Raw genomic sequence first — 13,610 nt, 5'->3', positions numbered from 1 at the left:
TTGTCCTCCATTAGTATTAATTTACCTTACTATAGCATATACTTCTTAAATAAAGCTGTTTTTACTGAACTTTAAAGGTCTTGAGATAATTGTCTTTTCCTACTTGACCTTCAAAGTTTTTACCATTTTCAAGGTAAGGCAGGTCATCTGATACTGAGGCCTTAACCTTGTAAATCTTGCCATCAACTTTAAAGAAGTAGACGGTATCACCCTTGATAACAGCTGATTTGAGGTCTGCTACCACACCCTTGATGCTTTCTGTTGTTGCATTATCAATTTCAAGATCGTTTTTATTGGCGTACTTGCTGAGCATCTCTTCCACTGTAGTAGCTACGATAACATTTTGGTACTCGACTGCGTCTACTAAAGCATACTCTTTGACCAAACCAGCATTGTCCTTCAAGCCCATGATGTAGAGAGGCTTGTCATTGAGGTTGATGAGGATTGGGAAGGTTGCCTTGTAGGATTTCTCCTGAACAGCACCTTCGGCTGATTCACGGGCTGATTCTTCGGTCGCAGAAGCCAAGCTATACTTAGTAATTTCTCCTGTTCGCATATTTTCAAGGATAAAACCAAGATTACTTTCATCTGCATTGGCCGATGTCACACCTGTGTAGAGGTAGATGTCATTACCGATAGACAAGTAATTATAGCCCTTGGTAGTCTGGGTCACGTTTTTCTTGGAAATCATGGCATTCCAGAAACCGTCCTTGTACTTACCGTTGTAGTTGATTTGCTCAATAGTTTCCTCAGCTGGATAGACCCTATCTACCCATTCCGGAACATCTGATAAGCTGTATTCCTTGGTTTCTCCATTTGTGGCATCCAAGATAATGACTGAAACAGGACGAGGAACCGCCAGTCCAAATTGCTTTTGGTAAACTGTAGCCACATAGAAAGGATTGCCCTCATCGTCCACCTCGAAAGATGGAGTTTTAAAGATCTTAGTTGGGTACTTCAAGCGCAGGTGACGCTTGACATCACGGTTAAAATACTCCGAGTCCGAATACTTGATTGGTGTCTTCAAGTCCACCAAGTCCGCATTTCCAGTTACCATGTCCACCTTGATATACTCGCCGATTCCCTTGGCCTGATTGTTAAACCATTTTATAGGATCTGCGTATTCTAGTGGTGTAACCCGATAAGGTTTCCCATCAATCGTCAATTGGGTATAGGTATCTGCCGCTACGTATTGCGACACCTTATCTGTTAGGGAACCCAAGTAGCGGTCACCAATTTTTTCAGCAGTACTTCTATCTAAAATAGGAACCTTACTGGTGTCAGTCTTAGGAAATTCAGTAAAGTCTTTTTCCGTAACCGTGACTACATTGGCATAATTTTTAGCCTGAAAAATACTGGAAGTCACCAAGGAAACCAAACCTGCCAAGAGAAGAATTCCTCCAATAGAAGCTAAAAGTATTTTCCCTAACCGATTGATTTTGAAACCCTCAAGATTTAAGGCAGCTTCCGCTTTGCCATGACGCACATGAACCGTTTTGACCAGATTTATCCCCTTGCCAAAGCCAAATAAGATTGCTACAAGCAGCAAATGCCCACAAAGGAAAAAGAGAAATTCCCAGCTGGTCAGATTAAGGGGCGGTAAAAAGATATACCAGGTCGTTGCGATAAAAATAAGTTCAAAGATTATCCGTTTCATTTACTTTCCTCCTAAATGATTCGTCCTTCCAAGTGATCCAGTTCATGCTGACAAATCTGAGCTGGGAAGCCTGTCAAGGTCATGGTCTGTTCCTGCCACTTGCTGTCACGATAAGCAACCCTTATGGTTTCATAGCGCTTAGTAGGTCTCACACCTGTCAAGGACAAACAGCCTTCCTCTGTCTCATAAGATCCTTCAAAGGACAGAAGTACTGGGTTAAACATGACCATGGGAACCAAGCCAAGATTAAAGATAATCACGCGCTTCTGCACCCCAATCATATTGGCTGCTAGACCAACACAAGTTTCTCGATTTGCTAAGAGTGTATCCTGTAAGTCTCTAGCAAGATGCAGGTCTTCCTGATTTGCCGGCTGAGACACCTGAGATAAAAATAAAATATCCTTCACAATTTTCTTTTCCACTTCCTCACACTCCTCTTGCTTTTTACTATATTATAGCAATTATAGCACAAAAGCTGATAACTGCAAGCCCTTTCCCTCAACTGTAGCAAAAAGCCATCCGAAGATGACTTTTTTGCTATTTAATTTCTGTATAAGTTACTTCCAAGCCACGCTTAACAGCTGGACGATTGGCAATTTTTTCTGCCCATCTTACTAGATTCTGATAACTTGAGACATCTAAGAATTTTGCAGAACCTTGGTAAAGATTTCCTTGAACTAACTGTCCATACCAAGACCAGATAGCAATATCTGCAATCGTATAGTCATTGCCTGCAATATAAGGTTTCTGAGCCAATTCCTTATCCAATAAATCCAACTGGCGTTTCACTTCCATCGTAAAACGGTTAATAGGATATTCCAATTTTTCAGGAGCATAATTGAAGAAATGTCCAAATCCCCCACCTAGAAAAGGTGCTGCACCTGCTTGCCAGAATAGCCAGTTCAAAACTTCTACCTTTTCCACAGGATTGCTTGGTAGAAAGGCTCCAAATTTCTCAGCAAGGTATAGAAGAATATGAGCAGACTCAAAAACTCTTACATCTTTAGCCCCTGACTGGTCCAACAAGGCTGGAATCTTTGAATTTGGATTGAGCTTTACAAAGTCTGATCCGAATTGATCCCCATCCATGATAGCAATCTTATACAAGTCGTAAGCCGCTTGCTCAAAACCAGCTTCTAGTAATTCTTCCAATAAGATAGTGACCTTCACACCATTTGGTGTTCCCAGTGAATAAAGCTGAAAAGGTTGTTCTCCTTTTGGCAAGTTTTGTTCGAAACGGGCACCTGCTGTTGGTCTATTTAATCCCGTAAAGGCTCCTTGATTACTAGCTTCATCCTGCCATACGGTCGGTAATTGATATGCTGACATCCGAAACCTCCCTTAAATCGCATTCTTATCAAAGCCAAGTTTACGTTGAACAAACTTAACAATTTCGACGATAATAATCATTGAGAAACTTCCGCCCATAACGATTCCCCATTGTGACAAGTCTAGTTTGGTTACGTGGAAGATTCCTTCAAGCGGTTCTACGACGATTGTTGCCATGAGAAGGATGAAGGATACCAAGATAGACCAGTTGAAGGTCTTAGACTTGAATGGACCGACTGTCAAGATGGATTGGTAGACAGACTTGACATTGTAGGCATGGAAGAGCTGAATCAAACCAAGGGTTGCAAAGGCCATAGTAAGGGCGTCTGCATGAATGGCATGATTGTCACCCACATGAACTGGGTAAAGAAGGGCAAGACCATAAACACTCATAACAATAGCTGCTTGGAGTACACCTTGATAGATGATAGAACTCAAAACACCACCTGAGAAGAAGCTTGCCTTGCGTCCACGTGGTTTATGGTTCATGACACCAGGCTCAGCAGGTTCAACACCTAGTGCAATTGCTGGGAAGGTATCTGTTACCAAATTGATCCACAAAAGATGAACTGGCTGTAAGACATCCCAACCAAACAAGGTTGATAGGAAGATGGTTAATACTTCAGCAGTATTGGCAGAAAGCAGATACTGAATAGTCTTTTGAATGTTTGAGAAGACCTTACGTCCTTCTTCAACTGCAACAATGATAGTCGCAAAGTTATCATCTGCAAGAATCATGTCAGAAGCCCCCTTAGAAACCTCTGTACCAGTGATTCCCATACCGATACCGATATCGGCTGTTTTCAGAGCTGGCGCATCATTGACACCGTCACCTGTCATGGCAACGACCTTACCTTGTTTTTGCCAAGCCTTGACGATACGAACCTTGTGCTCTGGAGACACACGGGCATAAACAGAGTATTGACCAACTACTTTTTCAAAGTCTTCATCTGACAGTTCATTGAGTTCAGCACCAGTTAAAACGTGGCCTTCGGTATCATTTGCATCAATGATTCCCAAACGTTTGGCAATAGCTTCTGCAGTATCTTGATGGTCACCCGTAATCATGATTGGACGGATTCCAGCTTCCTTGGCTACACGAACAGCCTCAGCTGCCTCAGGACGTTCAGGGTCAATCATCCCAATCAAACCAGTAAAGATTAAATCATTTTCAAGCTCTTCAGAAGTCAGGTTTTCTGGAATGCTGTCAATAATCTTATAAGCACCTGCAAGGACACGCAAGGCTTGGTGGGCCATTTCAGAATTGTTTGTATAAATGAGGTTTGTAACCTTCTCATCAATCGGAGCAATATCCCCAGCCTTATCACGAAGAAGACAACGTTTCCAAAGTTGGTCTGGCGCACCCTTGACTGCTACAAGGAAACGACCATCTGGCAATGGGTGAACCGTTGACATGAGCTTACGGTCAGAGTCAAATGGCAACTCGGCCACACGAGGATATTTCTGTAAAAATCCTTTAACATCGCAGCCCTTGTCCAAGGCATACTGGATAAAGGCTGTTTCGGTTGGATCACCAATTAGATTACCTTCCACATCGATTTTCGTATCATTGGCCAAGACAACTGAACGAAGTAGGGGCATTTCAAGACCTAGTTCAATGTCATCAGCTGAGTCATGTAGAACCGCATCGTAGAAGACTTTTTCAACAGTCATCTTGTTCATAGTCAGCGTACCAGTCTTATCAGAAGCGATGATTTCTGTTGAACCAAGTGTTTCAACTGCTGGCAACTTACGAACGATGGAATGTCGTTTGGCCAAAACTTGAGTACCAAGGGAAAGAACGATGGTCACGATAGCTGGGAGACCTTCTGGAATAGCTGCAACGGCAAGGGCAACAGAAGTCAACAACTCACCGAGTGGATTTTTCCCTTGAATGAAGACACCCACTACAAAAGTAACAAGGGCAATGACCAAGATCGCATAGGTCAAGACCTTAGAAAGGTTGTTCAAGTTTTGTTTGAGTGGTGTATCCGTCTCATCCGCATCTTGGAGCATACCAGCGATATGACCAACTTCCGTGTACATCCCTGTATTGACAACAACACCAAGACCACGACCATAAGTAACATTTGAGTTTTGGAAGGCCATGTTGACACGGTCACCAATACCAGCATCTGCAGCAAGTTCAACTGTCAAGTCTTTTTCGACTGGCACAGACTCACCTGTCAAAGCAGCTTCTTCGATTTTAAGAGAGTTGGCTTCTAGCAAACGTAAGTCTGCTGGTACCACATCACCTGCTTCAAGAGCAACAATATCACCAGGAACCAATTCTTTAGAGTCAATCTCAGCCATGTGCCCATCACGCAGAACGCGGGCAGCTGGACTAGACATGGATTTGAGGGCTTCGATAGCTTCTTCTGCTTTTCCTTCTTGGTAAACACCAAAGGCAGCATTGATGATAACCACGGCTAAGATGATAATGGCATCTGCGATATCTTCCCCACCAGAAGTCACGACTGACAAGATTGCTGCCGCAACTAGGATAATAATCATCAAATCCTTAAATTGCTCGATGAATTTGACCAGGATTGATCGTTTCTCACCTTCTTCGAGTTCATTGTGGCCAAACTCGGCAAGGCGTTTTTCTGCCTCACTTGATGACAAACCTTGCTCGGTCGCATCCACAGCCTTCAAGACCTCTTCAGGACTCTGAGTGTAAAACGCTTGGCGTTTTTGTTCTTTTGACATGTGTCTCCTCCTTGACATTGTGTGCAAAACAGGCCCTCTTTTCCCTCATCGCATCTTTTCACGACAAACAAAAAGAGACCTGTTAATCATAACAAGTCTCGCTGTTTAAGATAGTGCCGGAAAGCATACCTTTCAGTATAAAATTCGGAATGACGACACTATCACAGGTTTCTGCCAGCTACTCCCTTGAGTAGTACTATTATACCAAATTTTGAAAAGTTTTCAAAGAGTAAAGATTCTATAAAATTCTATCCTTATCAAAAGTACGTTCACTGATAATATATCTAGGACGACGTTTCGTTTCTAGATAAATCTTTCCAATATACTCACCAATTACTCCCAAACTAATCAATTGTACTCCACCAAGTAGGCTAACTATTGCATAGGTGCTTGCCCAGCCTGCCACAACCGTACCAGCAACCTTACTCCATAAAACCCAAATAATCAACAGAAAGCTAAAGAGTGACGTCAAAACACCTAGACTGGTAATCAACCGAATCGGTTTGATCGATAAACTGGTAATACCATCCATAGCCAAACCAAGCATTTTAGATAGTGGATAGTGGCTCTCACCAGCAATTCGTTCATGGCGCTTATATGAAACATAAGAATATTTAAAACCAACTAAGGGCATTAAACCACGAAGAAACAGATTCACTTCAGTGAATTTTTCTAATTCCTTCAAGAATCTTTTAGAAACCAATCGATAGTCGGCATGATTGAAAACAACTTCTGCTCCAAATAGGCGTAGTACCTTATAGAAACCTTCAGCTGTAATTCGTTTAAATGCAGAGTCCGTGTCACGATTATCCCGTACACCATAGACAATTTCCGAACCACTTTTATATTCTTCAACCATTTTGTCCATACAATTGATATCATCTTGTCCATCAGCATCTATAGTAATAACAATATCAGCAAACTGAATGGCCTCATACATACCCGCAAGGACACTACTTTGATGACCTCTGTTACGACTTTGTGACACGCCAACTACAGAAGGGATGGATTTAGCATAACTTTCTATCAATTCCCAAGTCCGATCCTTACTACCATCATTTACATACATGATCTTACTAAGAGGATGGATTTCTTCTTTCTTTACTAATTGTTCAATTTTTTCAACAAACATTGGATTAGTATGTGGTAAGACTTGCTCTTCGTTATAACATGGAATAACTATATATAAAATTGGCTTTTTCCTGCTCATGCTATTCTCCTCCTTTTCTATAAATCATAGCCGTATCAATCTGTTTTTCTAAGTGATAATTTACTTTAATGTAATCCTTTATAAAAGAGTCAGTTCTCTTACCATAATCCCATTCAGTATCAAATACAATATAGATAGGAGGATTTTCTTGTATAGATTTTCTAAACTCATCAATAATAACTCGATCATCTGTCACAGCTGGGATGAAGAAAAATTTTGTACTAGCTAGCCGTTCACTATACAAATAAATTGTTCCATTTTGACGGTGTGTATAAATTCGGTCATCTATCGACGTATTTTTCTCTATATAGCTAGCAACGCGTTGCTGTTTCTCAGATCTATTCAGATATCTTGTATTCATACTTTTCATGATGGATTTTACATCATTCTGGTATACAATAATAAATCCTAAGAATAAGACAAAAAATACTTGAAAAGACATTTTCTTGGATATGCTATGAAATAAATAGGAAATATATGGAATCAAAATCGGGAGCATTACTAAAATGTAATGACCATAGCTTCTTTTTGAGATAAGAGCCAGAAGTAAACAAACAATAAAAACAAAATGATAGAAGATTGATTTTATTCCAAATTTCTTCCACAGTGGCATCAAGGAAAATAACATCAATAAATTAAGACTTAAGAGATTTGTTTGAGAAATGTACCATCTGATAATCTCATACATCGAAACGTTATTAGACTCTGTAGCATAAATAAAATTAATTCCAATCGACTGGTATACCATTTCAATAAAGATGCCCTTTGATAACAGATATAGGCACAAAGGGATAGTTGGTATTAATACTCCAACGAAAAATAATCCTATCAAAGAAAACAATTCCCTGTATGCTTTCTTTAGTATAAAATCAATCAATACATAAATACAAAATACTAGCCAAATCCCTATCATATTTGCTTTCGTAAAAAATACAATAGCGAAAAACGCACCTGATACTACGATGTCATTTTTACTGAAATCATTTTGTATAAATAATTTTAAAAAAATGTATAATGAATAAGACAAAAAAGGTAAAATAAAACCTTCTAAACTCCAACCGCCATCAAAAAAATACTCATAAATTATAAAGATAATTGCTAAAGTTAAAATTGTTTGCTTATTCCCAGTAAATAATCTTGAGATCTTATAGCTAGCTATAAAGAATAGAAATGTACAAAATAGGTATAAAAATTTAATTCCTAACGCACCACCAATAAGATATCCTAGGTAGTTCAGTAAAAAAAGAACTGGCCCCTTATGATCAAATAAGTCTGCATACATCAATTCTCCTCGATTCATTGCATACCCAAAATATTCAAAAATACTAGCATCTGAAAACGGTATTCCTTGTTTGACATTTGTTACCATCGAGAACCAGACTAAAACAGTAAAGAGCAAAGAAATACTCATCGCTAAAATACTTATTTTTTTCAATTTTATTTACCTCAACTTTTCACTTTATCAGTCTATCATATTTCCTAAAAAAAAAAGCATTTTCTGCTTTGTGTTTTCTTAGTTTTATCCGTCCTATTTGAATTTTCCCTTGAAAAGCAGTATAATGGTAGAATGCTATGTGACTAGAAAGGAAGTTGAATGAAGCAATCTATTTCAAATCTCAAGTTAGCTGAGCGTGGGGCCATTATCAGCATTTCAACCTATTTAATCTTGTCTGCAGCCAAATTAGCAACTGGTCATCTCCTTCATTCATCCAGTTTGGTGGCTGATGGTTTTAACAACGTGTCGGACATCATTGGAAATGTGGCCCTCTTGATTGGCATTCGGATGGCGCGCCAGCCTGCAGACCGAGACCACCGTTTTGGTCACTGGAAGATTGAGGATTTGGCTAGCTTGGTCACTTCTATCATCATGTTCTATGTTGGCTTTGATGTACTTCAGGATACCATTCAGAAGATTCTCAGTCGTGAAGAAACGGTTATTGACCCTCTTGGTGCAACTCTAGGAATTATGTCTGCAGCGATTATGTTTCTGGTGTATCTCTACAACACTGGCCTTAGTAAGAAATCCAACTCCAAGGCACTGAAGGCCGCAGCCAAGGATAATCTTTCTGATGCTGTCACCTCGCTTGGTACGACCATTGCCATCCTGGCTAGCAGTTTCAATTATCCCATTGTGGATAAACTGGTCGCTATCATCATCACTTTCTTTATCTTGAAAACTGCCTATGATATCTTTATCGAGTCCTCCTTTAGCCTATCAGATGGCTTCGATGACCGTCTGCTTGAGGACTACCAAAAGGCTATCATGGAAATTCCTAAAATCAGCAAGGTCAAATCGCAAAGAGGTCGCACCTACGGTAGCAACATTTACCTTGATATTACGCTAGAAATGAATCCAGACTTGTCTGTTTTTGCGAGCCATGAAATCGCGGATCAAGTCGAATCTATGCTGGAGGAACGTTTTGGCGTCTTTGATACCGATGTTCATATTGAGCCAGCGCCTATCCCTGAGGATGAAATTTTAGACAATGTCTACAAAAAATTGCTTATGCGTGAACAATTGATTGATCAGGGAAATCAACTGGAAGAACTATTAGCTGATGATTTTGTCTATATTCGCCAAGACGGAAAGCAGATGGATAAAGAGGCCTATAAAGCAGAAAAAGACTTGAATTCAGCTATCAAGGACATCCAAATCACTTCCATCAGTCAAAAGACCAAACTCATCTGCTATAAATTGGACGGAATTGTCCATACCAGTATCTGGCGTCGCCATGAAACTTGGCAAAATGTCTTCCACCAGGAAACCAAAAAAGAATAGAGAAATCCTGTCAATGAGACGGGATTTTTCTATTCTTCTAGCTATCAAAGTCACTTAGGTATTCATAGCGTTCGTATTTTTCAAGAAGTGCTTCGTTCTTCTCATCTAGTTCTTTTTGGAGAGTAGCCAGCTTACCAAAGTCGGAGCCGTTGGCCTGCATCTCCTCTTCAATAGCAGAGATACGATCTTCCAAGGCTTCAATATCACCTTCAATACTTGCCCACTCCTGCTTTTCTTGGTAGCTCATACATTTCTTGTCTTCTCGAACCTTGACGACTTTTTCCTTTTCTACCTTTTGCACTTGATTGGCCATCTCTGTTTCAAAGACTTTTTCATCAAGATAGTCGGTGTAATGACCAAAGAAAGGACGAATTTTACCATCCTCAAAAGCGAGAATCTTGGTCGCTACCTTATCCAAGAAATAGCGGTCATGACTAACAGTCAAAACTGGACCAGCAAAGCCTTGCAAAAAATTCTCCAAAACTGTCAAGGTTGCAATGTCCAGGTCATTGGTTGGCTCGTCCAAGAGGAGAACATTTGGTTTTTCCAAGAGCAATTTGAGGAGATAAAGACGTTTTTTCTCTCCCCCTGACAATTTCTCAATCAAGGTTCCATGCGTCGAACGTGGGAAAAGGAACTGCTCTAGCAATTCTGCAATCGAAGTCGTAGTACCACCGCTGGTCTTGACCTCTTCTGCCACTTCCTGTAGGTAATTGATCACTCGCTTGCTTTCATCCAGACCTTCGATTTGTTGAGAGAAATAGGCGATGCGAACCGTTTCCCCAATGATAACTTGACCTGCTATCGGCTCAAGACTTCCTGCAATCAAGTTAAGGAGAGTTGATTTCCCAACACCGTTGTCCCCAACGATTCCGATACGGTCTTTGGGCTGCACCAAGAGATTAAAATCTTGCAAAATTGGCTTGTTTTCATAGGCAAAAGAAACATCTTGAAACTCGATGACCTTCTTCCCAATCCGACTGGTTTCAAAGTTCATGGTCAAGTCTGTTTCAGCAACGCCACCTGAAACTTCTTTCTTCAAATCGTGGAAACGATTGATACGAGCTTGTTGCTTGGTCGCACGCGCCTGCGGTTGTCTGCGCATCCAGGCCAATTCTTGCTTATAAAGTTGTTCCTTTTTGTGGAGAAGAGCCGCATCGCGCTCGTCCTGTTCCGCCTTAAGGCGAACATAATCCTGATAATTTCCCTGATATTCGGTCAAGCCTGCTCGGTCCAACTCGAAAATCCGTGTTGACAAAGCGTCTAGGAAATAACGATCGTGGGTAATAAAAAGGACGGTCTTCTTGGAATTTTTCAAAAAGAGGGTCAGCCACTCAATAGTCGCAATGTCCAGATGGTTGGTCGGCTCATCCAGAAGCAAGAGGTCGTGGTTGCCAAGTAAGACTTGCGCCAACTGAACTCGTCTTCTCAGACCACCTGACAATTCCCCAACTGGAGTGGATAAGTCCTGAATCCCCAGCTTGCTAAGAACCGTCTTGACCTGACTCTCAATTTCCCAAGCTTGGAGAGAGTCCATTTCTGCCATGACACGTTCCAAACAAGCCTGCTTGTCCTCACTATAGTTGAGCATGATCAATTCGTACTCACGAATGAGCTGGATTTCCTTAAGGTCGCTAGATAGAACCGTATCCAAGACCGTCTTGCTATCATCAAAATCAGGGTCCTGGGTCAAGTAGCCAATCTGGTAATCGTTCTTTGCTGAAAAAGGACTGACATCCCCATCAAAGCCAGAAACACCAGAAAGGACATCTAAAAGGGTGGTCTTGCCAGTCCCATTGACACCAATCAGACCAATTCTGTCTAGGTCATGGATGATAAAGGAAATATCCTTAAAAACGGTCTTGTCACCGACGGATTTACTTAGTTTTTCAACGATAAAATCACTCATTTTTTCTCCCTCAGATAAGCATGGATGGCTTGACGGTCATTTTCCAATTCTCCATCGACAATGGCATACTCAATCTCTGTTAAAATCTCTCCCAAGTCAGGTCCCGGCTGATAGCCATATTCCTTAATCAAAATGCCACCATTAATCTGAATTTCTTTCTTATCATGAATGGTCAAACTCTGATAGGTTTCTGTGATGGCTTGTGGGTTGACTGGTTTCCCTTGAGCCTGACGAAGATTTTCAGCCTGTAAAAGTAAATCCAAGTCAAAGCGATAACAATCGCGCTTGCTCAATTCTCCCTTTTCACGCAAGGCCAAAATAGTCAGCAAATCCTGAACTTGCTTAGCAAACTGGCGTGAGGTCTTCCAAGCCTTCAAAAATGGCTGCGCATTTTCAATCTCCAAAGCCCACAGTAGAGCTGCCCAGGCTTGTTCAGAGGATTTAAAGGTGAAATCAGTCTCCAAATCAAACAGTCTATTGAGCTTGTCCTGGCTAGCTGCCATATCAGGGAGATAGTCATAAGCTTGACTCTCAATCATGGAAGCCAAGCCCCTTCTCCAAAATGGAGCCAGCAAGAGTTTATCAAACTCAACAAAAGTACGCTCTACAGAAATTTTCTCCAAAAGTGGCGTCAAGGTCTTCATAGCTTTAAAGGTTTCTGGCTCAAGTTCGAAGCCAAGACTGGCCTGAAAACGGAAACCACGCATAATCCGCAGAGCGTCTTCGTTGAAACGCTCACTTGCCACTCCAACCGCCCTCAAGACTTGATTTTCCAAATCGTCTAAACCATGAAACAAGTCAACAATTTCTCCTGTCTCGTCCAAGGCAAAGGCGTTGACTGTGAAATCACGGCGCTTGAGGTCTTCTTCTAGCGAACGCACAAAGGAAACCGCACTTGGTCTGCGATAGTCCACATAGACATCCTCTGTCCGGAAGGTGGTTACCTCATACTCCTCATCCCCGTCTAAGACCAAGACAGTTCCATGCTCGATTCCGATATCGGCTGTTCGCGGAAAAATCTGCTTGGTCTCTTCTGGATAAGAAGACGTCGCAATGTCCACATCGTGGATAGGGCGATTGAGAAGGGCATCTCGAACAGAGCCCCCAACAAAATAGGCTTCAAAACCTGCTTCTTTAATTTTTTCTAATACTGGTAAAGCCTTCTGAAATTCAGAAGGCATTTGCGTTAATCTCATAATAAGTGTTCTAATCCATAGACAAGCTCATGACGCTTGACAACTTCTTTAATTCCCAAATTCACCCCTGTCATGAAGGAGATGCGATCATAGGAGTCATGACGAAGGGTCAATCCTTCTCCTTGATTGCCAAAGATGACTTCCTGATGGGCTACCAAGCCTGGTAAACGAACTGAGTGAATACGCATACCATCAAAGTCAGCACCACGGGCACCTGCAATCAATTCTTCCTCATCAGGCGCACCTTGCTGAATAGACTCTCGAACTTCTGCCATCAACTCAGCTGTTTTAATAGCTGTTCCACTCGGAGCATCCTTTTTCTTGTCATGATGGAGCTCAATAATCTCCACATTTGGGAAATATTTAGCAGCCTGCCTTGCAAATTGCATGAGTAAAACAGCACCCAAGGCAAAATTTGGAGCGATCAAACCACCCAAATTTTGTTCACGAGAAAATGCTTTTAGCTCTGCAATTTCTTCACTTGTGAAACCTGTTGTTCCAACTACTGGAGCAAAGCCATTTTCAAGAGCAAAGCGTGTATTTTCATAGGCAACGGCTGGTGTAGTAAAGTCTACCCAGACATCCGCTTCAAAGCCTGCTAAATCAGCCTTATCCTTGAAAACAGGAATACCCTGCCATTCTGACTCAGACTCAAAAGGATCCAAAACTGCTACCAAGTCCAAGTCTGGATCAGCCAAGACCATCTGACAAGCAGCTTGGCCCATCTTTCCCTTAAAACCGGCAATAATTACTCGAATACTCATCTCTACTCCTGTCTAAGATACAAAGGACGTTAGCTGCCCATGAAAAATAGGGAATGG

At 41.3% G+C, this 13,610-nt stretch carries 10 protein-coding genes; 1 reads left to right on the top strand and 9 read right to left on the bottom strand.

Annotated features, from left to right (window positions below; genetic code table 11):
* Positions 1-61: 61 nt before the first annotated feature.
* The 6 genes from SP4011_RS03775 to SP4011_RS03750 form a co-directional block, all read right to left on the bottom strand.
* Positions 62-1,657 (bottom strand): hypothetical protein, encoded by a 1,596-nt coding sequence (locus tag SP4011_RS03775; RefSeq protein ID WP_338619941.1) that lies wholly within the window; start codon positions 1,655-1,657, stop codon positions 62-64.
* An 11-nt stretch (positions 1,658-1,668) separates the two neighbouring features.
* Positions 1,669-2,079, bottom strand: a complete 411-nt coding sequence (locus tag SP4011_RS03770; protein ID WP_338619940.1) for a peptide deformylase — start codon at positions 2,077-2,079, stop codon at positions 1,669-1,671.
* 115 nt (positions 2,080-2,194) lie between these two features.
* Positions 2,195-2,986 carry a glutathione-dependent disulfide-bond oxidoreductase gene (gene yghU, locus SP4011_RS03765; protein WP_050105912.1) on the bottom strand — a complete coding sequence of 264 codons (792 nt, stop codon included), beginning with the start codon at positions 2,984-2,986 and terminating at the stop codon, positions 2,195-2,197.
* 12 nt (positions 2,987-2,998) lie between these two features.
* Positions 2,999-5,695, bottom strand: coding sequence for a cation-transporting P-type ATPase (locus tag SP4011_RS03760; protein WP_338619937.1), 2,697 nt, complete (start codon positions 5,693-5,695; stop codon positions 2,999-3,001).
* A 238-nt stretch (positions 5,696-5,933) separates the two neighbouring features.
* Positions 5,934-6,905 (bottom strand): glycosyltransferase family 2 protein, encoded by a 972-nt coding sequence (locus tag SP4011_RS03755; RefSeq protein WP_338619935.1) that lies wholly within the window; start codon positions 6,903-6,905, stop codon positions 5,934-5,936.
* A 1-nt stretch (position 6,906) separates the two neighbouring features.
* On the bottom strand, positions 6,907-8,340 hold the full coding sequence (locus tag SP4011_RS03750; protein ID WP_338619933.1) for a hypothetical protein: 1,434 nt from the start codon (positions 8,338-8,340) through the stop codon (positions 6,907-6,909).
* Between the two features lie 159 nt (positions 8,341-8,499).
* Here SP4011_RS03750 and mntE point away from each other — a divergent pair, with 159 nt between their 5' ends.
* On the top strand, positions 8,500-9,684 hold the full coding sequence (gene mntE, locus SP4011_RS03745; protein ID WP_050083868.1) for a CDF family manganese efflux transporter MntE: 1,185 nt from the start codon (positions 8,500-8,502) through the stop codon (positions 9,682-9,684).
* Positions 9,685-9,721: 37 nt separating this feature from the next.
* On the opposite strand, the gene SP4011_RS03740 is transcribed toward mntE, so the two are convergent.
* From SP4011_RS03740 to dapB, 3 genes are read right to left on the bottom strand one after another with little or no spacing between them, the layout of a single operon-like run.
* Positions 9,722-11,593, bottom strand: coding sequence for an ABC-F family ATP-binding cassette domain-containing protein (locus SP4011_RS03740; RefSeq protein ID WP_338619930.1), 1,872 nt, complete (start codon positions 11,591-11,593; stop codon positions 9,722-9,724).
* Positions 11,590-12,789 carry a CCA tRNA nucleotidyltransferase gene (locus SP4011_RS03735; protein WP_078140833.1) on the bottom strand — a complete coding sequence of 400 codons (1,200 nt, stop codon included), beginning with the start codon at positions 12,787-12,789 and terminating at the stop codon, positions 11,590-11,592. The genes SP4011_RS03740 and SP4011_RS03735 overlap by 4 nt, the downstream gene beginning before the upstream one ends.
* Positions 12,786-13,553, bottom strand: a complete 768-nt coding sequence (gene dapB, locus SP4011_RS03730; protein ID WP_050083865.1) for a 4-hydroxy-tetrahydrodipicolinate reductase — start codon at positions 13,551-13,553, stop codon at positions 12,786-12,788. Before dapB ends, SP4011_RS03735 begins: the two co-directional genes overlap by 4 nt.
* Positions 13,554-13,610 lie beyond the last annotated feature (57 nt).

It is taken from the genome of Streptococcus parapneumoniae (assembly GCF_037076355.1).
Lineage (GTDB): Bacteria > Bacillota > Bacilli > Lactobacillales > Streptococcaceae > Streptococcus > Streptococcus parapneumoniae.
Note: the sequence above shows the minus strand (reverse complement) of the source record. Positions and strands in the feature narration are given on the sequence as shown.